The organism is Rhodococcus ruber (genome assembly GCF_027270735.1).
In the GTDB taxonomy this organism is placed as follows: Bacteria; Actinomycetota; Actinomycetes; order Mycobacteriales; family Mycobacteriaceae; genus Rhodococcoides; species Rhodococcoides rubrum_A.
Genome location: NZ_JAPWIJ010000003.1, coordinates 1 through 19,997, shown reverse-complemented (window position 1 = coordinate 19,997; position 19,997 = coordinate 1). Strand labels below are relative to the sequence as shown.

General features: G+C 65.4%; 18 protein-coding genes. 17 read left to right on the top strand and 1 reads right to left on the bottom strand.

Features of this window, described 5'->3' with window-relative positions; translation table 11 throughout:
• Positions 1-29: 29 nt before the first annotated feature.
• The 16 genes from efp (at position 30) to O4220_RS07175 (ending at position 17,230) form a co-directional block, all read left to right on the top strand.
• Positions 30-593 (top strand): elongation factor P, encoded by a 564-nt coding sequence (gene efp / locus O4220_RS07250; protein WP_027496978.1) that lies wholly within the window; start codon positions 30-32, stop codon positions 591-593.
• Between the two features lies 1 nt (position 594).
• On the top strand, positions 595-1,149 hold the full coding sequence (nusB, locus tag O4220_RS07245; protein WP_269603011.1) for a transcription antitermination factor NusB: 555 nt from the start codon (positions 595-597) through the stop codon (positions 1,147-1,149).
• A 140-nt stretch (positions 1,150-1,289) separates the two neighbouring features.
• Entirely contained in the window at positions 1,290-1,877 is a 588-nt protein-coding gene (gene pyrR, locus O4220_RS07240) for a bifunctional pyr operon transcriptional regulator/uracil phosphoribosyltransferase PyrR (RefSeq protein ID WP_032377801.1), read from the top strand.
• A complete protein-coding gene (locus O4220_RS07235; protein ID WP_269603010.1) occupies positions 1,874-2,854 on the top strand; it encodes an aspartate carbamoyltransferase catalytic subunit in 981 nt (326 codons plus the stop codon). Before pyrR ends, O4220_RS07235 begins: the two co-directional genes overlap by 4 nt.
• Positions 2,851-4,185, top strand: a complete 1,335-nt coding sequence (locus tag O4220_RS07230; RefSeq protein WP_269603009.1) for a dihydroorotase — start codon at positions 2,851-2,853, stop codon at positions 4,183-4,185. Before O4220_RS07235 ends, O4220_RS07230 begins: the two co-directional genes overlap by 4 nt.
• 4 nt (positions 4,186-4,189) lie before the next feature.
• Positions 4,190-4,696 carry a transporter gene (locus tag O4220_RS07225; RefSeq protein WP_269603008.1) on the top strand — a complete coding sequence of 169 codons (507 nt, stop codon included), beginning with the start codon at positions 4,190-4,192 and terminating at the stop codon, positions 4,694-4,696.
• The gene (gene carA, locus O4220_RS07220; protein ID WP_269603007.1) at positions 4,693-5,823 is read left to right on the top strand and encodes a glutamine-hydrolyzing carbamoyl-phosphate synthase small subunit; all 1,131 of its coding nucleotides are present in this window, start codon (positions 4,693-4,695) and stop codon (positions 5,821-5,823) included. The genes O4220_RS07225 and carA overlap by 4 nt, the downstream gene beginning before the upstream one ends.
• Positions 5,823-9,164: a carbamoyl-phosphate synthase large subunit gene (gene carB, locus O4220_RS07215; protein WP_269603006.1), complete on the top strand. Its 3,342-nt coding sequence runs from the start codon at positions 5,823-5,825 to the stop codon at positions 9,162-9,164. Before carA ends, carB begins: the two co-directional genes overlap by 1 nt.
• Complete coding sequence (gene pyrF, locus O4220_RS07210) at positions 9,161-9,988, top strand: orotidine-5'-phosphate decarboxylase (protein WP_269603005.1); 828 nt, start codon at positions 9,161-9,163, stop codon at positions 9,986-9,988. The genes carB and pyrF overlap by 4 nt, the downstream gene beginning before the upstream one ends.
• A 210-nt stretch (positions 9,989-10,198) precedes the next feature.
• Entirely contained in the window at positions 10,199-10,519 is a 321-nt protein-coding gene (gene mihF / locus O4220_RS07205) for an integration host factor, actinobacterial type (RefSeq protein WP_269603004.1), read from the top strand.
• A gap of 5 nt (positions 10,520-10,524) precedes the next feature.
• Positions 10,525-11,133, top strand: a complete 609-nt coding sequence (gene gmk, locus O4220_RS07200; RefSeq protein ID WP_269603003.1) for a guanylate kinase — start codon at positions 10,525-10,527, stop codon at positions 11,131-11,133.
• A gap of 72 nt (positions 11,134-11,205) precedes the next feature.
• The gene (rpoZ, locus tag O4220_RS07195; RefSeq protein ID WP_032377808.1) at positions 11,206-11,511 is read left to right on the top strand and encodes a DNA-directed RNA polymerase subunit omega; all 306 of its coding nucleotides are present in this window, start codon (positions 11,206-11,208) and stop codon (positions 11,509-11,511) included.
• Positions 11,512-11,534: 23 nt separating this feature from the next.
• A complete protein-coding gene (coaBC, locus tag O4220_RS07190) occupies positions 11,535-12,788 on the top strand; it encodes a bifunctional phosphopantothenoylcysteine decarboxylase/phosphopantothenate--cysteine ligase CoaBC (RefSeq protein ID WP_269603002.1) in 1,254 nt (417 codons plus the stop codon).
• 184 nt (positions 12,789-12,972) lie between these two features.
• Complete coding sequence (gene metK / locus O4220_RS07185) at positions 12,973-14,187, top strand: methionine adenosyltransferase (protein WP_269603001.1); 1,215 nt, start codon at positions 12,973-12,975, stop codon at positions 14,185-14,187.
• Positions 14,188-14,337: 150 nt separating this feature from the next.
• Entirely contained in the window at positions 14,338-16,305 is a 1,968-nt protein-coding gene (locus tag O4220_RS07180; protein WP_269603548.1) for a primosomal protein N', read from the top strand.
• A gap of 79 nt (positions 16,306-16,384) precedes the next feature.
• Entirely contained in the window at positions 16,385-17,230 is an 846-nt protein-coding gene (locus O4220_RS07175) for a cyclase family protein (RefSeq protein WP_269603000.1), read from the top strand.
• Here O4220_RS07175 and O4220_RS07170 read toward each other — a convergent pair.
• On the bottom strand, positions 17,146-18,876 hold the full coding sequence (locus tag O4220_RS07170; RefSeq protein ID WP_269602999.1) for a GGDEF domain-containing protein: 1,731 nt from the start codon (positions 18,874-18,876) through the stop codon (positions 17,146-17,148). The genes O4220_RS07175 and O4220_RS07170 overlap by 85 nt on opposite strands.
• A 292-nt stretch (positions 18,877-19,168) precedes the next feature.
• Here O4220_RS07170 and O4220_RS07165 point away from each other — a divergent pair, with 292 nt between their 5' ends.
• Positions 19,169-19,906 (top strand): PadR family transcriptional regulator, encoded by a 738-nt coding sequence (locus O4220_RS07165; RefSeq protein WP_420030358.1) that lies wholly within the window; start codon positions 19,169-19,171, stop codon positions 19,904-19,906.
• Positions 19,907-19,997: the final 91 nt, after the last annotated feature.

The following is a 19,997-nucleotide window of genomic DNA, read 5'->3' as shown; positions in this document are numbered from 1 at the left end:
GCACAAACGATTGAGGAGACGCGAAGCAAGTGGCTTCCACCAGCGATTTCAAGAACGGACTGGTTCTCAACCTGGAGAACCAGCTGTGGTCGATCATCGAATTTCAGCACGTCAAGCCAGGTAAAGGGCCCGCATTCGTGCGGACCAAGCTCAAGAACGTGCTCTCGGGCAAGGTCGTCGACAAGACGTTCAACGCCGGTGTGAAGGTCGAGACCGCAACGGTCGACCGCCGCGACATGACGTACCTCTACCACGACGGTAGCGACTACGTGTTCATGGACGCAGACACGTACGACCAGCTCTCGATCGGTGAGGCCACCGTCGGCGACGGGGCCCGCTTCCTGCTCGAGAACCTCCGGGTCCAGGTCGCCATGCACGAGGGCGTCCCGCTGTATGTGGAGCTCCCCGTCACCGTCGAGCTCGAGGTCAAGCACACCGACCCGGGTCTGCAGGGCGACCGCTCCACCGGTGGTACCAAGCCTGCGACACTCGAGACCGGAGCCGAGATCTCGGTGCCGCTGTTCATCAACACCGGCGACAAGCTCAAGGTCGACTCGCGTGACGGCAACTACCTCGGGCGTGTGAACTCCTAACGTGTCATCGAAGAAGTCGACATCCTCCGGCGCGCAGAACGGTGCCCCCGGCGCGAAGAAGCTGGGCGCGCGTCACAAGGCCCGCAAGCGCGCGGTGGACTTTCTGTTCGAGGCAGAGGCGCGCAACGTCGATCCGGTGAACCTGGCCGCCGAGCGCATCGAACTCGCTCGAGCCGACGACACCATCGCGCCGGTCAGCGACTACACCTCGACGTTGGTCGAGGGCGTTGCGGAGAACCTGGATCGCCTCGACGGAGTGATTGCCGATCACCTCAAGGACTGGACGCTCACGCGTCTTCCTGCGGTCGACCGGGCCATCCTTCGCATTGCCGTCTGGGAGCTGTTCCATGCCACCGACGTGCCTCCGGTCGTGGCCGTCGACGAGGCCGTGGAGCTGGCCAAACAGTTGTCAACCGACGATTCGCCCGGCTTCGTCAACGGTGTGCTCGGCCAGATCGTCCTCGTGGCACCGCAGGTACGCGCTGCCGCGGCGGCCGTATCGAGCCGTCCACAGGCAGGCACGCCCGGCGACGCGTCCGTCGACGCCGAGCACTGATCGAACGCTCGACGGTCCTGTGACCGAACGCTCTGCGAGCCTGGTAGGTGTGGTTCGCAGAGCGTTGCTAGGCTCTACGCAGTTCTATGTCAGACATCCTTTAACGATCCGTCCAGAGAGGCGGAGAAGGAGGTCGTAGTTTGCCTGCGCCCGAAAGCTCGTCTGCGAACCCTGCCGTTCGCGAATTGCTGTCCTCGGCCGATGTGGGACGAACCATCTCCCGCATGGCTCATCAGATCATCGAGAAAACTGCTCTCGACGCGGCTGACTCGCCGCGCGTCGTCCTGCTGGGCATTCCCACTCGCGGCACCACCCTGGCCGAACGCCTCGCCGAACGCATCGAGGCATTCTCCGGCGTGCGACCCCCGCTGGGGTCTCTCGACATCACGCTGTACCGCGACGATCTGCGCAACAAGCCGCACCGCCCCCTCGAGCGGACGTCGGTCCCGGTCGGCGGCGTCGACGACGCGTTGGTCGTGCTGGTCGACGACGTGCTGTTCTCGGGCAGAACCGTCCGCTCCGCGCTCGATGCGCTACGGGATCTCGGTCGTCCGCGCGCCGTGCAGCTGGCAGTTCTCATCGACCGCGGCCACCGCGAACTTCCCCTCCGCGCGGACTACGTGGGCAAGAACGTCCCCACCGCGCGCACCGAGGACGTCTCGGTGTTGCTGTCCGAACACGACGGCCGCGACGGTGTCAGCCTGTCCGAGGGAGGATCGGCGCGATGAAGCACCTACTCTCGGTCGCCGATCTCACCGTCGACTCGGCCACCGAACTTCTCGACGAAGCCGAACGATTCGAGCAGGCGCTGCTCGGCCGCGAGGTGAAGAAGCTGCCGACGCTGCGTGGCCGCACGATCATGACGGTCTTCTTCGAGAATTCGACGCGCACTCGCGTCTCCTTCGAGGTGGCCGGCAAGTGGATGAGTGCGGACGTCATCAACGTCAGTGCCAGCAGTTCGTCGGTGTCGAAGGGGGAGTCGCTCCGCGACACCGCGATGACGTTGCGCGCTGCCGGAGCCGACGCCCTCATCGTCAGGCACCCGGCATCGGGTGCGGCTCACCAGATCGCTCAGTGGACCGCAGATCAAGGTGCTGGCCTCGATGGTCGTTCCGCAGGCTCCACTCCTGGTGGAGGTCCTGCCGTCATCAACGCCGGTGACGGTACCCACGAACATCCCACCCAGGCCCTGCTCGACGCTCTGACGGTTCGTCAACGTCTCGGCAACATCGCCGGCCGACGCGTCGCGATCGTCGGCGACATCCTGCACAGCCGGGTGGCGCGCTCCAACGCGATTCTGCTGGCCAAGCTCGGCGCCGAGGTGGTGCTGATCGCGCCACCGACTCTGCTTCCCGTCGGAGTGACCGGCTGGCCGGTGCGGGTGTCACACGACATCGACGCCGAACTGCCCGGATTGGACGCCGTGCTGATGCTGCGCGTCCAAGCAGAACGGATGAACGGCGGGTTCTTCCCCTCGGCTCGGGAGTACTCCATCACCTACGGGCTCTCGCAGCGCCGGCTGGAGCTGCTGCCCGACCATGCCGTCGTGCTGCATCCCGGTCCGATGCTGCGCGGCATGGAGATCGCATCATCGGTGGCCGATTCTCCCAAAACTGCAGTCTTGCAACAGGTTACGAATGGAGTTCACGTGCGGATGGCAGTGCTGTTCCGATTGCTGGTCGGTTCGGACGGGGGGGCTTCGTGACCGCATCCACGTCCTCGGTTCTGCTGCGGGGCGTCCTGCTGTACGGCGAGGGCTCCCAAACCGACGTGCTGATCACCGGCGAGGAGATCGCCGCAATCGGTGCCGACCTCGATGCCGACGGCGCGCAGGTGATCGACGCCCGCGGCCACATTCTGCTGCCTGGATTCGTCGACATGCACACGCATCTGCGTGAGCCGGGCCGCGAGGATACGGAGACGATCGAATCCGGTTCCGCCGCTGCCGCTCTCGGCGGTTATACCGCGGTGTTCGCCATGGCGAACACCGATCCGGTTGCCGATTCGGTGGTCGTGACCGACCATGTGTGGCGCCGTGGACAGGAAGTCGGGCTCGTCGACGTCCACCCCGTCGGAGCGATCACCGTCGGGTTGAAGGGCAAGCAACTCGCCGAGATGGCCACGATGGCCGCGGGAGTCGGCCGGGTGAAGATGTTCTCCGACGACGGCCACTGCGTCGACGATCCACTGATCATGCGTCGGGCGCTGGAGTACTCGAGTTCGCTCGGCGTGCTCATCGCTCAGCACGCCGAGGAGCCCCGGCTCACCGTCGGTGCCGTCGCACACGAGGGGCCCACTGCGGCGCGGCTCGGACTGGCCGGGTGGCCGCGTGCGGCAGAGGAATCGATCGTCGCGCGCGACGCACTGCTGGCCCGAGACGCGGGCGCACGGGTGCACATCTGCCATGCCTCCACTGCGGGCACCGTCGAACTGATGAAATGGGCTCGCGGACAAGGCATTTCGATTACCGCCGAGGTCACCCCACATCATCTGTTGCTCGACGACTCGTGTCTCGAAACGTACGACGCGATCAACAAGGTGAATCCACCACTACGCGAGACGTCCGATGTCGACGCCCTCCGTCGAGGCCTCGCCGACGGCGTGATCGATTGCGTGGCAACCGATCACGCGCCCCACGCCGAGCAGGACAAATGTTGTGAGTTCTCCATCGCACGTCCCGGCATGCTCGGACTGGAGACCGCACTGTCCATCGTGGTCGACACGATGGTGACTCCCGGCCTGCTCGATTGGCGGGGTGTGGCGCGAGTGATGAGCGAGCGTCCCGCGCAGATCGTCGGATTGGCCGACCAGGGCCGGCCGATCGAGGTGGGCGAGATCGCCAACCTCACCGTGGTCGATCCGGACGCGAGCTGGACGGTATCGGGCAAGAAGTTGGCCAGCGTCGCGCACAACACGCCGTTCGAGGACATGACCTTCTCATCGAAGGTGACCACGACCGTGTTGCGCGGACGAATCACCGTCCGCGACGGCGCAGTAGCAAACACAGGCTCAGTGGCGAACAGGGCAGGGGAGTAGAGCCGTGGACAGAGTTCTCATCGTCATCGGATTCATCCTGTTCTGGGCGCTGATGATCGCGCTGATCTTCTGGGGTTGGCGAGGACGGCAGAAGCGTCAGGAAGAGCGAATCGGTGCACTCCCGGCGGTGCCCGACGATCTGGGTGCCACGCACATCGAGCCGACCACCGGCCTCTACGTCGGCAGCACCATCGCGCCGAGCTGGCAGGACCGGATCGCCGTCGGCGACATCGGCCACCGCGCGACCGGTGAACTCTCCCGATACGAGAAGGGAATTCTTCTCGATCGGAACGGCGAAACTCCCATCTGGATTCCAGCGGAATCGATTCGCGCGATCCGCACCGAACGCGGGTTGGCGGGCAAGGTCATGACCAAGGACGGGCTCCTGGTCATTCGCTGGGAGCTTCCCACGGGGACCGAGATAGACACCGGCTTCCGGGCCGACGACAAGCAGATCTACCCGGTGTGGACAGCGAGTTCCACCGGAGAAACCAAGGAGGAAACCGCGTGAGCAGCGCAGTTCTTGTTCTGGAGGACGGCCGGACATTCCGCGGCACCACATTCGGCGCACAGGGGCGCACGCTCGGCGAAGCCGTGTTCTGCACCGGAATGACCGGGTACCAGGAGACACTCACCGACCCGAGCTACCACCGACAGATCGTGGTCGCGACTGCCCCGCAGATCGGCAATACCGGCTGGAACCAAGAGGACGGTGAAGCAGCAAGCGCCCAGGATCCCAACAAGATCTGGGTCGCCGGCTACGTCGTCCGAGATCCAGCCCGCCGCACCTCGAGTTGGCGCTCGACCGGGACTCTTCAGGATCAGCTCGAGGCGCAGAACGTCGTGGGCATCGCCGGAATCGACACGCGCGCTCTGGTCCGGCACCTGCGTACCCGCGGCTCGATGCGAGCAGGAGTGTTCTCGGGCGACGCGCTCGGTACCTCGGACGAGATGCTCGAGCAGGTGGTCGGTCAGCCGTCGATGCTCGGTGCCGATCTCGCCGGTGAAGTGACCACTGGAGCCGGCTACACCATCGAGCCGTCCGGCGACGCTCGATTCACCGTCGTTGCAGTCGATCTCGGTATCAAGACCAACACCCCGCGGATGTTCGCCGAGCGCGGTATCCGCGTGCACGTAGTGCCGTCGAACACCACCATCGAGCAGGTTCTGGAACTGAACCCGGACGGTGTCTTCCTGTCCAACGGACCGGGCGACCCGGCCACGGCCGACACCAGCGTCGCGTTGACGAGGCAGGTACTCGAACGTGAGCTGCCGCTGTTCGGTATCTGCTTCGGCAACCAGATCTTCGGCCGGGCGCTCGGCCGCGGCACCTACAAGATGAAGTTCGGCCACCGCGGCATGAACATCCCGGTGATCGAGCACACCACCGGTCGCATCGCGATCACCGCACAGAACCACGGATTCGCACTCGAAGGCGAAGCAGGCGAGGAGTTCGACACCGACTTCGGCCGCGCCCGGATCAGCCACACGTGTGCCAACGACGGCACCGTCGAAGGCGTCGAGCTGATCGACGGGAGCGCCTTCTCCGTGCAGTACCACCCCGAGGCCGCGGCCGGTCCGCACGATGCCGCCTACCTCTTCGACCGTTTCACCAGCGTCCTTCAGGAGAAGAAGTAATGCCACGCCGCACAGACCTGAACCACGTCCTGGTCATCGGATCGGGCCCGATCGTCATCGGTCAGGCCTGCGAGTTCGACTACTCCGGTACCCAGGCCTGCCGAGTGCTGCGCGAGGAAGGGCTCCGCGTCAGCCTCGTCAACTCCAACCCGGCGACGATCATGACCGATCCCGAGTTCGCCGACGCCACCTACGTCGAACCCATCACGGCGGAGTTCATCGAGAAGATCTTCGCGCGCGAGGCCGAGCAGGGGCACCCCATCCAAGCTGTGCTCGCCACCCTCGGTGGCCAGACGGCGCTCAACGCCGCCGTCGCACTGCACGATCAGGGGATTCTCACCAAGTACGGCGTCGAGCTGATCGGTGCCGATTTCGACGCGATCCAGCGCGGTGAGGATCGTCAGAAGTTCAAGGACATCGTCGCCAAGGTCGGTGGCGAGTCCGCCAAGTCGGCTGTCTGCTACACGATGGACGAAGTGCGCGCGACCGTCGCAGAGCTCGGCTTCCCGGTCGTCGTGCGTCCGTCGTTCACCATGGGCGGTCTCGGATCGGGACTGGCCTACAACGACGAAGACCTGACCCGGATCGCCGGCGGTGGGCTCGCGGCCTCGCCCACGGCGAACGTCCTCATCGAGGAGTCCATCCTCGGTTGGAAGGAATACGAACTCGAGCTCATGCGCGACGGCCGCGACAACGTGGTCATCGTCTGCTCCATCGAGAACGTGGACCCCGTCGGCGTGCACACCGGCGACTCGGTGACCGTTGCACCGGCGATGACGCTGACCGACCGCGAGTACCAGAAGATGCGCGATCTCTCCATCGACATCCTGCGCGAGGTGGGCGTCGACACCGGTGGCTGCAACATCCAGTTCGCGATGGATCCGGCCGACGGCCGACTCGTCGTCATCGAGATGAATCCACGCGTGTCGCGCTCGTCGGCACTGGCGTCCAAGGCCACCGGCTACCCGATCGCGAAGATGGCTGCCAAGCTGGCCATCGGCTACACCCTCGACGAGATCGTCAACGACATCACCCGCGAAACCCCGGCGTGCTTCGAGCCGACCCTGGACTACGTGGTCGTCAAGGCACCCAGATTCGCGTTCGAGAAGTTCCCCGGTGCCGACGGCACGCTGACCACGACGATGAAGTCCGTCGGTGAGGCGATGTCCATCGGCCGCAACTTCACCGAGGCATTCGGCAAGGTGATGCGCTCGCTCGAAACCAAGCGCGCGGGCTACTGGACCGGCCCCGAGGTCGAGGCAGAGAGCCTCGAGGCGCTGCTGAAGGACCTGTCCGTTCCTCAGGACGGTCGGATGTACGGAATCGAGAAGGCGTTCGCGATGGGTGCCACCCTCGAGCAGCTGTTCGAGGCGACCAAGATCGACCCGTGGTTCCTCGATCAGTTCCAGCAGATCCACGAACTCGGCGTCCAGGTTCGCGAGGCGGCCGAATTCGACGAGGTGCTGTTGCGACAGGCGAAGTACCACGGGCTGTCCGACCGCCAGATCGCCGCGTTGCGCCCCGAACTCGACGGGGAGGACGGTGTGCGTGCGTTGCGCGACGAGCTCGGCGTGCACCCGGTGTACAAGACCGTCGACACCTGTGCGGCGGAGTTCGAGGCCAAGACCCCGTACCACTACGGCACCTACGAGCTCGACCCCGAAGCCGAAACCGAGGTTGCCCCGCAGCCGGACCGGCCCAAGGTGCTCATCCTGGGATCCGGTCCCAACCGCATCGGTCAGGGCATCGAATTCGACTACAGCTGTGTGCACGCGGCGCTGACGCTGTCCGAGGCCGGCTACGAGACGGTCATGGTCAACTGCAACCCCGAAACCGTCTCCACCGACTACGACACTGCCGATCGCCTGTACTTCGAGCCGCTGACCTTCGAGGACGTTCTCGAGGTGTACCGGGCCGAGGCCGCTTCGGGAACGGTGCGCGGGGTCATCGTGCAGCTGGGCGGCCAGACTCCGCTCGGCCTGGCGAAGCGGTTGAAAGCCGCGGGCGTTCCTATCGTCGGAACGTCACCCGAGGCCATCGATCTGGCCGAGGACCGTGGCGAGTTCGGCAAGGTTCTCGATGCAGCCGGACTTCCGGCAGCCAAGTACGGCACGGCGACCACGTTCGACGGGGCCCGTGAGATCGCGTCCGGCATCGGGTACCCGGTACTGGTCCGCCCGTCGTACGTACTCGGTGGACGCGGCATGGAAATCGTGTACGACGAGGCATCTCTCGCGACGTACATCTCCAACGCGACGGAGATCTCGGACGACCGTCCGGTGCTGGTCGACCGGTTCCTCGAAGATGCAGTCGAAATCGACGTCGACGCGCTGTGCGACGGAACCGAGGTCTACATCGGCGGCATCATGGAACACATCGAGGAGGCCGGTATCCACTCCGGCGACTCGGCGTGCGCGTTGCCGCCGATCACGCTCGGCAAGACCGACATCGAGAACGTCCGACGGTCCACCGAAGCCCTCGCGAAGGGTATCGGCGTGCGCGGCCTGCTCAACGTTCAGTACGCACTCAAGGACGACATTCTGTACGTCCTCGAGGCCAACCCGCGTGCGAGCCGCACCGTTCCGTTCGTCTCCAAGGCGACTGCCGTGCAGCTGGCGAAGGCCTGCGCCCGAGTGATGCTCGGGGAGAGCATTGCCGAGCTACGGACCGCAGGCATCCTGCCCGAGACCGGGGACGGTGGCACCGTCCCGGCCGGTGCCCCGATCGCAGTCAAGGAAGCGGTGTTGCCGTTCAACCGGTTCCGCCGCGCGGACGGAACCGGGGTGGACACCCTGCTCAGCCCAGAGATGAAGTCCACCGGCGAGGTGATGGGAATCGACTTCGATTTCGGTACCGCGTTCGCCAAGAGCCAGACCGCCGCGTACGGCTCGTTGCCCGCGGGCGGCGCGGTGTTCGTGTCGGTGGCCAACAAGGACAAGCGATCACTGATCTTCCCGGTGAAGCGACTCGCGGATCTGGGCTTCACGATCCTGGCGACCGAAGGTACTGCAGATGTGTTGCGGCGCAACGGAATCAAATGTGAGCAGGTCTACAAGCAATCCGGCGAGGAGGTGCCGGAGGGGGAGCGGACCATCGTCGACCGGATACTTGCCGGTGACATCGCGATGGTGATCAACACCCCGTACGGCAACTCCGGCCCGCGCGTCGACGGGTACGAGATTCGGAGTGCCGCAGTGGCGCAGAACATTCCGTGCATCACCACGGTGCAGGGTGCGTCGGCGGCTGTACAGGGCATCGAAGCCGGAATTGCCGGCGGTATCGGTGTTCGCTCGCTCCAGGACCTGCATGCGGGATTGAAGGAGGGGCTGGTGGTTCCGTGAGTCATCGCAGTTGGTCGGATCGGTTGCGCGCCGCCGTCGCGGCTCGCGGTCGCCTGTGTGTCGGAATCGATCCGCATCCGGCGCTGCTCGAGGCGTGGGAGTTGCCGCGCTCGGCCGACGGTCTCGAGGTGTTCGCCGAGCTGTGCGTCGAGGCTTTCGTCGGCGAAGTGGCGATCGTCAAGCCACAGGTGGCGTTCTTCGAGGCATACGGGTCCGCGGGGTATGCGGTCCTCGAGCGCACCGTCAGTGTGTTGCGCGACGCGGGCACGCTGGTGATCGCGGATGCCAAGCGCGGCGATATCGGCACGACGATGGATGCATACGCACAGGCGTGGCTCGAGCCCGAGTCGCCGCTGTCTTCCGATGCGGTCACGGTGTCGCCGTACCTGGGCTTCGATTCTCTGAACGAGACCGTCGAGCGAGCGGTGCGGCACCATCGCGGCGTGTTCGTATTGGCCAGGACGTCCAATGCCGAAGGGGCGACTCTGCAGCAGGCCACGACCACGCCCGGCGGATCGGTCGCTCAGTCGATCGTCGACGCGGCGGTCGTACGTAACCGTGTCGATCCCGACACGGTGGGACTGGTCGTCGGTGCCACGCGTGATCACGGTCTCGATCTGTCGGATTACACCGGACCGATCCTCGCGCCGGGTCTGGGAGCGCAAGGGGCGACAATTGCCGACCTCGCAGACATCTTCCGCGATTGCCGTGAGCTCGTGCTCCCGAATTCGTCTCGCGGTGTTCTGGCGGCCGGCCCGTCGGTCACCGCTCTACGGGACGCAGCGACTCGTCTGCGCGACGACATCGAAGCAGGTCTCGCATAGTCGATGCCGCGTCACGCCGGCAGTCGGGGGCGGGTTAGCGGTGAATGCTCGTCGTCGGTACGGTCGCTAACGCTGCCGACGAACGGCGTGGATCGCTGTCGCCGACTGTCCGCCAGTCGCGGTCCGAGGCAGCGGAATACCGACGATCGGCGTGCACGGACCGATCCAGTACGCCGAATCGACCCGAACGAGAAGACGGAGGAACCGACAGTGGCCCTTCCCCAGTTGACCCCGGAGCAGCGAGCTGCCGCCCTCGAGAAGGCGGCTATCGCCCGCAAAGCTCGCGCCGAGCTCAAGGAGCGTCTCAAGCGTGGTGGTACCGATCTCAAGCAGGTGCTCAAGGATGCCGAGTCGGACGAGATTCTCGGCAAGATGAAGGTGTCCGCGTTGCTCGAAGCTCTGCCCAAGGTGGGCAAGGTCAAGGCCGCGGAGTTGATGACGGAGTTGGAGATCGCACCCACGCGTCGCCTTCGTGGTCTCGGAGATCGGCAGCGCAAGGCGCTGCTGACGAAATTCGATTTCGAGGCCTGACCACAGTGGACACTGCGACTTCATCGACCCCGTCGAACGAACGGGGTCGATTGGTGGTGCTCTCCGGTCCCTCGGGCGTCGGTAAGTCCAGTGTCGTTCGACTCGTGCGCGCGGCGTTGCCCGAGCTCGTGTTCAGCGTGTCCGTCACGACTCGATCTCCCCGACCCGGTGAAATCGACGGACAGGACTACCACTTCGTTTCTGCCGACGAGTTCGACCGGATGATCGCCGACGGCGAGATGCTCGAGTGGGCGAGCATCCACGGTGGTCTGCAGCGGTCGGGGACGCCCGCCGCACCCGTGGAGGCCGCACTCGAGGCGGGCAGCCCGGTGCTGCTCGAGCTCGATCTTGCCGGTGCCCGTGCCGTACGGGTCTCCAAGCCCGAGGCTCTGCTGGTGTTCATGGCACCACCGACGTGGGACGACCTGGTCTCTCGCTTGGTCGGGCGCGCGACCGAGGAAAGCGCGGCCACGGAGCGTCGTCTGGAGACCGCGCGGGTGGAATTGGCCGCGCAGGACGAGTTCGACACGGTGGTTGTCAATACCGATGTCGACCATTCGTGCGAACAGTTGGTATCCTTGTTGGTCGGTAGGTCGTCGGTCGGCAACAGCTGACCATTCCCACGGCGCACGAGGCCCCGACCAGCTAGTTCGTAGCACCAACGATGCAATTTCAGGAGATCATCAGTGAGCAGCATTTCAGCGGCCGTTTCCGACTTCGACGGACGCAGCGCTCTGCCGGCCTACGACACGCCGCTCGGCATCACCAATCCACCCATCGACGAGTTGCTCGCCCGCACCTCGTCCAAGTACGCCCTTGTCATCTATGCAGCCAAGCGCGCACGCCAGATCAACGACTACTACAACCAGCTCGGTGACGGCATCCTCGAGTACGTGGGACCCCTGGTCGAGCCAGGCCTGCAGGAGAAGCCGCTGTCGATCGCGCTGCGGGAGATCCACGCAGATCTCCTCGAGCACACCGAAGGCGAATAAGAACCTCACAGAGGACATCTGACTTGCATGTCGTCGTCGGAGTAGGCGGAGGTATCGCCGCCTACAAGAGTTGTTCGCTCATCCGGAGCTTCACCGAGAGCGGGCATCGGGTTCGAGTGATTCCGACCGAGTCTGCCCTCGAGTTCGTCGGACGTGCGACGTTCGAGGCACTGTCCGGCCAACCGGTGCACACCGGCGTCTTCGCGGACGTTCCGGAAGTTCCACACGTGCGTCTGGGGCAGGAGGCAGACCTCGTCGTCGTGGCGCCGGCCACCGCAGACCTGATGGCCCGTATCGCGGGAGGCCGCGCGGACGACCTGCTCACCGCGACTCTTCTCACTGCACGGTGCCCGGTTGTCCTCGCACCGGCGATGCACACCGAGATGTGGGAGCACCCGGCCACGGTCGCCAACGTCGCCACCCTTCGATCGCGTGGCACACACGTGATCGAGCCCGCGTCCGGGCGGCTGACGGGACACGACACCGGTTCGGGGCGGCTTCCGGAACCGGACGAGATCGTCGCTCTGGCGATGCTCGTGAGCGAGAGAGCCGATGCTCTCCCACGAGATCTCGAGGGTCGTCACGTTCTGGTGTCTGCCGGAGGCACCCGTGAGCCCCTGGACCCGGTTCGCTTTCTGGGTAATCGGAGCTCGGGCAAGCAGGGATACGCCCTGGCCAGGGTCGCCGCGCAGCGCGGTGCCCAGGTGACGTTGGTTGCCGGCTACACCAGCGATCTCGACGCCCCGGCTGCAGTCGACGTGGTGAACGTCAAAACCGCCGCGGACATGCAGGTCGCCGTTCGCAAACATGCTGTCGGCGTCGATGCGGTGGTCATGGCCGCCGCGGTCGCGGATTTCCGCCCCGAGTCCATCGCGGGCAGCAAGATCAAGAAAGGCGCGAACGAGCCGTCGTCGATCCCGTTGATCCGCAACGACGACATACTCGCCGGCCTGGTCGCAGCGCGACGGGACGGTGATATCGAATCTTCGACCGTCATCGTCGGGTTCGCCGCCGAGACGGGCGACGCAGACGGCGATGTGCTGACTTACGCGCGGGCGAAGCTTCGACGCAAGGGCTGCGATCTGCTCGTGGTGAACGCGGTCGGTGACGGCAAGGCATTCGAGGTGGACCACAACGATGGGTGGTTGCTCGGAGCCGATGGATCCGAGGCCGCATTGGGGGAGGGTTCGAAAGCTCTGCTCGCGAGCCGCGTCCTGGATTCGGTGGTGCAGATGCTCGATACGAGGAGTCCTCGACCGACTTCGAATCCGCGATGATGCCAAGGGTGCACGAGCGATGTTGTCCCGGCTACTGTGCTGGGCACCTGCTGTACCGATCGTAGAAAACAGGTTTGCCGCGTTCCGGCAGGGGCGATTACACCGAGGGAACGTCAATTTTCGTGGAGTGCCCGACCGGCGCACGGCGTCGGGTCGGGCAGTAACATGCGTCGAGAGGAAGTCCGTGAGCACGTCCGGTAGTCGGCTTTTCACCAGCGAGTCCGTTACAGAGGGTCATCCCGACAAGATCTGTGATGCCATCAGCGATTCGATTCTCGATGCTCTGCTCACGGAGGATCCGCGTGCCCGGGTCGCCGTCGAGACGTTGGTCACAACCGGGCAGGTTCATGTCGCAGGTGAGGTCAACACCACAGCGTATGCCGACATCCCGAAGATCGTGCGCGAGAAGGTCCTCGAGATCGGATACGACTCGTCGGCAAAGGGTTTCGACGGTAACTCGTGCGGGGTGAACGTCGCCATCGGTGCGCAGTCTCCGGAAATTGCGCAGGGCGTCGACCATTCTCACGAGGCTCGCGTCGAAGGGCTGTCCGACGACGAGATCGACCGGCAGGGCGCGGGGGATCAGGGCCTGATGTTCGGGTACGCCAACACCGACACGCCCGAGCTCATGCCGCTGCCCATCGCGTTGGCCCACCGTCTCGCACGGCGGCTGACCGAGGTTCGCAAGAGTGGAGTGCTGCCGTATCTGCGCCCCGACGGCAAGACTCAGGTGACGATCGAATACGACGGCGACAACGCTGTTCGTCTGGACACCGTGGTGATCTCCACTCAACATGCGGCCGACATCGACCTCGACAACCTGCTCACTCCGGACATTCGCGAGAGGGTTCTGGGTTCGGTTCTGGCCGAGTTGAACGTGCCGACCCTCGACACCTCCGACGTGCGTCTGTTGGTCAATCCCACCGGCAAGTTCGTGCTCGGTGGCCCGATGGGTGACGCCGGACTGACCGGACGCAAGATCATCGTCGACACCTACGGCGGTATGGCGAGGCACGGTGGCGGAGCTTTCTCCGGTAAGGATCCGTCGAAGGTCGATCGCAGCGCCGCCTACGCGATGCGGTGGGTCGCCAAGAATGCTGTCGCGGCCGGCCTTGCCGATCGGATCGAGGTCCAGGTGGCGTACGCGATCGGTAAGGCGGCGCCGGTCGGACTTTTCGTCGAGACCTTCGGCACGGAGAAGACCGATCCTGTGAAGATCCGCGCGGCGATCAGCCAGGTGTTCGACCTGCGACCCGGCGCCATCATCCGTGACCTGGATCTGCTGCGGCCGATCTACGCTCCGACCGCGGCGTACGGCCACTTCGGCCGCACAGATATCGATCTGCCGTGGGAGTCCACCGATCGGGCCGACAAGCTCCGGGATGCGGCCGGTCTGTAGACAGGGCGAAGACGGACCTGCACATACCTCCCCTCACGCCGGCTCGGTTCAACCAGGTCGATCGAGGTCGGAAGAAGTCGAGAAGGAGGTGCGGTGGCGGTCTCGGCACGGGTAGCGGCGTCGAGTCTTCCCATCGCACGTATTCTCCCGATGTTGCCGCTTGCGCATCTGGACCGCGAATTCGACTACCTCGTACCCGAGGAGTTCGGTGCGGATGCGCAACCCGGCGTCCGCGTCAGAGTGCGGTTCGCGGGCCGTTTGGTCGACGGCTTCGTGGTGGACAGGCTGGCCGAGACCGACCATGACGGCAAACTCGGATGGCTCGAACGGGTGGTATCCGCGGAGCGGGTTCTGACTCCCGAGATCGCCGAGCTCGCTGAGCTGGTTGCAGATCGCTACGCCGGAACACGAGCGGACGTGCTGCGTCTGGCCGTACCGGCCCGCCACGCGAGGGTCGAAGCGGAAGCCACACCCGTCGTCGATCCTCCGAGCGAGCCTGCCGTCGACCGCGTTGCGTGGTCCGCCTATACCCATGGCTCGAATTTCCTCGACGCCTTGGCGTCCGGTCGCCTTCCGCGAGCCGTGTGGCAAGCGCTGCCCGGCGAACAATGGTCGGTTCGTCTGGCCGAGGCGGCCGCGGTGACGGTGGCAGGCGGTAGGTCCGCGGTGGTCGTAGTGCCCGATCAGCGCGACCTGGATCGCCTGGAGGCGGCATGCACCGGGTTGCTCGGGGCCGAGCATGTTGTGGCGTTGTCGGCCGGACTGGGTCCGGCCAAGCGGTATCGGCAGTGGCTGCGGTGTCTGAGATCGGGACCTGCCGTCGTCGTCGGCACGCGTAGTGCCGTCTTCGCTCCGGTGTCGACACTCGGCATGATCGCGATCTGGGACGACGGCGACGACAGTTTTGCCGAGCCTCGGTCCCCCTATCCGCACGCGCGCGAGGTGGCGTTGCTCCGTGCTCACGTCTCCGGGGCGGCGGTGGTGATCGGTGGACACTCGCGTACGGCGGAGGCCGAAGCGCTCGTCGACTCCGGCTGGGCCCACGACCTGGTGGCTCCGCGTGAGCTGATCCGAGAGCGTCAACCTCACGTGGTTGCGCTGGCCGATTCGGACCATGCTCTGGCGCGGGATCCGGCGGCTCGCGTGGCACGATTACCGGCGATTGCTTTCGAGGCTGCTCGGGCGGCGTTGAAGGCGGACGCACCTGTGCTGGTGCAGGTTCCGCGTGCGGGCTATGTCCCGTCACTGGCATGCGCGAAGTGCCGGAATCCGGCGCGGTGTCGTCGATGCAACGGCCCGCTGGCGCTGCCCTCGGCCGCGGGTAGCGACGGTGCGAGCAGCCCGACGTGTTCGTGGTGCGGAGTTGCCGACGCTGCGCATCGGTGCACGGTCTGCGGTTCGCGTAACCTACGTGCAGTCGTGATCGGTGCGGGTCGAACCGCCGAGGAACTGGGGCGGGCCTTTCCTGGTGTTCCCGTGCACAATTCGGGCGGCGCGACAGTACTCGACTCGGTCCGTCCCGGGGCCGGGCTCGTGGTGTCCACGGTGGGTGCCGAGCCGACGGTCGAGGGTGGCTACGGCGCGGCGTTGCTGCTCGACGGCTGGGCTCTGCTCGGCCGCGCAGATCTGCGCGCCGCAGAGGAGACGCTGCGTCGGTGGATGACGGCCGCAGCCATGGTGCGGCCGGGTTCGGACGGCGGCCGTGTGGTCGTCGTGGCCGAATCCGAAATACCTACTGTGCAGGCTCTGGTTCGCTGGGATCCGTTGTGGCACGCGAGGAGTCAGCTGGACGAACGTGTGGAGGTTCGGTTTCCGCCGGCCGTGCACGTGGCGGCGATCGACGGCACCACCGACGCGATCACTGCGCTGGTCGAGAGTGCAGACCTGCCCGAGGCAGTGGAAGTGCTCGGACCGGTCGATCTGCCGGACGGCCAACGACCTCCCGCAAGTAGTGGAGAGGACGGGCTTTCCGGTGATGTGCAGCGGCTGCTGATACGCGTACCCCGCAGTACCGGGGCGGCACTGGCTCGGGCGTTGTCCGCTGCGCAGGCATCTCGCAGTGCCAAGAAACTCGGTGCGGGAGTGCGGATTCAGATCGATCCGATTCGGATCGGTTGACGCTGCCATCGGGGTTCGGCAGGGCTTAAGGTTGCGTCGGGGAGGCGCACGGGGCGCTGACGAGAGGTGGGTCGGGGACATGAAGAGAAGGCAGCTCTTTCGCCGAGTGACAACAGGGGTGGCAGTGCTGGTGGGGGCAAGGCTGGTTGCGCCCGCCGCCGCCGCCGACGCCCTGCCCGGTGCCGGCTCGGCGCAGCCTGCCGTTCCGTTGGATCGCCTGCTGCAGGTCGTGTCTCTGTCGCACGTCAACGATCCGGCTCTCACTCCGATTTTTCCCGGCGATCCGGAGTTCACTCTCGAGACGGCGTTCACTGTCGCCGAGGACGGGTTCTACCTCCAGAACGTCAAGGAGGGCGAGCACACCGGAACCCATTGGGGAGCTCCCGCGCATTTTCAGGAGGGCGGACTGACCGCCGACCAGCTCGATCCGCAAGATCTGTTTCTGCCCGCGGTGAAGATCGATATCCGGGAGCAGGCGGCGGCCGACGCGGATTACGCCGTCACGGTCGCAGACCTGCAGAGCTGGGAAGCCGTGCACGGAGCAATTCCGGCGGGGGCGGCCGTCATCGCGTGGACCGGATGGTCGTCGCGTTGGGGCACCGACGCGTACGCCAACAGTGACGCGGCCGGTGTGACGCACCAACCCGGTTTCTCTCCGGAGGCGGCGCAGTGGCTGATCGACACGGGCAAGCTCGCAGATCGCGGTGCGCTCGGCACCGATACCTTCGGGCCCGATCTGGGCAACGACGAGACCTACCCGGTGTCGGTCAAGCTCTACGATAGGCGTCGGATCAGCTTGGAGAACCTGACCAATTTGGAGTCCATCCCGGCCGCAGGTGCCTACGTTCTTGTCGGCGGCCCCATCAATCGTGCCGGATCTGGTTCTCCTGCAACCATTTTCGGTTTGGTGCCCAGGTTGTCCTGATCGATGTCGATCGGTACTCGGCTGAGCGTGCCCACGGCGTCGTAGCCGTAGACCCCGGCTTTCCCCTCGCGTTTGGCCCGATACATCGCCCGGTCGGCGAGCCGCATCAGTTCGTCCTCGTCGACACCGGTGCTTTGTGGTGCGGTGTCGTCGGGGTCGACGCCGGTTGTGCGGCTTATCTGCACGACACCGACGCACGCGCCGAGCGACACCGGATGCCCGTCGATTTCATGGGGAGCGCGCATCGCTTCGGCGATGCGCGCTGCTGTGGCGCGCCCGGTGTCGAGGTCGGCGTGGACCAAGGCGGTGAACTCGTCGCCGCCGAAACGCGCCACCACTCCCTCGCCCACGCATTTGTCGAGTCGGCGTGCGAGTTCGATCAACAGTTCGTCGCCGCCGCCGTGCCCGAATCGGTCGTTGACACTCTTGAAATTGTCGAGGTCGATCAGCAGTAGGACTGCGCTCTTCCGGCCCGCTCGGGCGTCGTTCACCGCTGCGCGCAGGTGTTCGTCGAACGACGATCGATTGAGCAGTCCGGTCAGTCCGTCGTGGTGCGCGCGGTAGGTCAATTCGTCTCTGGCCAGAGTCAAGCTACGGAGCAGGTTGTCGTTCTGTATCAAGGTGATCATCTGTCGGACGACCGAGAGCAGCACCACCGCAACCCCGAGCACGATGACCGTCGAGTCGAGGGTGCCGGTCAGCACACGCAGAACCGCCAGCACGATGCCGATGGCACCCATGAGCGCATAGGGCAGCAGCATCTGCGTTCGTTCACCGGCGATGCTGTCCGTGCCGACACACGCAGTGGGTTCCTGGCTGTGCACCGAAGGGTCGCACGCGGAAGGGCTGTATGCCGAAGAGCCGTTGTCGACGGTTCTCGGTGTGGCGGCCGCAAGAGCGATGAGCGCGGTGCCGGCGATGAATCCGGCGTCGGTCAGGACGGGCATGAATCCTGCCCCCACTGCGACGAGGTACGCGTAGATACTGTCCGAGATCGCCAGCATCAGAATCCCTGCACCGAGCAAGGTGAGCTGTGACCTGTACCGAGCTGCGATCGTCGGAATCACGATGAGTAGCACGATCATGGCGACGAGAACCAGGTCGGTGATGGGGTACATGACGGCCACGAGGAACTCGATGGGTTCGGACTCCGACGAGTGCACGACCGCACCGAGCACGGTGGCCCATGACAGAACGAAGAGTGATCCCACGACGACGGCACCGTCGAGCAGAGACATCAGCCAGACGTGGCGGGCACCTGCGGCCGCCCGTCGAGGCGACACTCCCACGAAAGCGAACAATGCGGGAACGGCGAAGACGGGGAAGAGGAAGAACCCGAGGTCAGCAACCGATGCGGTCGGCAGCGGCATGTCGAGCACAGATCGGTAGAACGCCCACACCGCCATGCCTGCGCTCCAGCACGCCATTCCCGCGGCCATCAGCACGCGCCACTGGCGTTCGGAACCCGTCCGTCTCGTGGCAGTCCGGCCACACACGACCGTCGCGGCAATTCCTCCTGCGAGCTGTGCGACGTCGTCGATCAGCACCGAGATGCGCTGGGCCAGAACGCCGGATCCGACAAGGAGGACTACAGCAAGAACGCAGCCGAGCACGACGACAACCCGTCGCCCCGCTGATCCGGCCATGCGGCCCCCCTCGTTCATGAGCGAGCGCCACTCCGCCGGGTCGCTGTGATCGGTGGCTCGTACCGGCCGATCCATCTTATCGAGAGGTGGCTGTTGTCGATGGGTTCATCGGAGTCGAGAACGTGGACACTGGATCTTGCGGAAACTGTATTGCCGATATATCGTCGAAATGTCAATCGATACAGAGGAGAACGACATGAATTACGCATTCGAAGGATTCGCACACGAATTCGGACGCCGCGGAGGCCCCCGGATGGGGCCGTTCGCAGGCAGTGGAGGCGGACGCGCGCACATGCGGGGCGCACCGTTCCAGATGTGGGTTGCCCAGACCGACGATGACGTCCCGGTGGACGAGGGCGGTCATCGAGAGCGAGGGCGTGGAAAGAGAGGACACGGTGATCGCGGCAGGCGTGGTGCAGGAGGTGGGTTCGGACGCGGCCGCGAGAGCATGCGGCCCGGTTTCGGTGCCGGCGGTTTCGGGGCAGGTGGCTTCGGGCCGAATGCAGATTTCGGCCGAGGTCGGGGCCGAGGAGGGCGAGGCCGACGCGGAGATGTGCGTGCGGCAATTCTGCTGTTGCTCGAGGAGCGTCCGATGCACGGATACGAGCTCATCCAACAGATCGCCGACAAGAGCAACGGCACCTGGAAGCCGAGCCCCGGCTCGATCTATCCAGCGCTGTCTCAGCTCGAGGACGAGGGTCTGGTCCTCATCGACAAGGTGGCCGGACGCAAGACGGCAGCTCTCACCGATGAGGGGCGATCGCACATCGAGCAGCATCGCGAGGACCTGGGCAGTCCGTGGGACGACGTCGCCGATTCGGTCGGTTTCGACGCACGAGATCTTCGCGCGCTGATCGGACAGTTGATGGGTGCGGCCGGCCAGGTGGCCGGAGTCGGCACGCCCCGACAGGTCGAACTGGCTGCCGACATCCTCGTCGAGGCGCGCAAGTCCATGTACCGCATCCTCGCGGAGGACGGGCCGCACGACGCCGAACCCGACGAGACGGTCGACGCTCCCGACGCGACGTGACCGCTGGGTGCGGAATCGTCCGCAGCTCTCGGCACTCCCTAGACATCCCAGGTCCGTAACTTGTCAAGCTGCGGCGGGTTGTGGCGCTGTT

What these genes read in the sequence shown, in the direction of transcription:
- O4220_RS07170 (WP_269602999.1), bottom strand. Translation starts at nt 18,876, where the DNA reads ATGGCCGGATCAGCGGGGCGACGGGTTGTCGTCGTGCTCGGCTGCGTT.
- carB (WP_269603006.1), top strand. Translation starts at nt 5,823, where the DNA reads ATGCCACGCCGCACAGACCTGAACCACGTCCTGGTCATCGGATCGGGC.
- O4220_RS07175 (WP_269603000.1), top strand. Translation starts at nt 16,385, where the DNA reads ATGAAGAGAAGGCAGCTCTTTCGCCGAGTGACAACAGGGGTGGCAGTG.
- O4220_RS07180 (WP_269603548.1), top strand. Translation starts at nt 14,338, where the DNA reads ATGTTGCCGCTTGCGCATCTGGACCGCGAATTCGACTACCTCGTACCC.
- O4220_RS07235 (WP_269603010.1), top strand. Translation starts at nt 1,874, where the DNA reads ATGAAGCACCTACTCTCGGTCGCCGATCTCACCGTCGACTCGGCCACC.
- O4220_RS07165 (WP_420030358.1), top strand. Translation starts at nt 19,169, where the DNA reads ATGCGGGGCGCACCGTTCCAGATGTGGGTTGCCCAGACCGACGATGAC.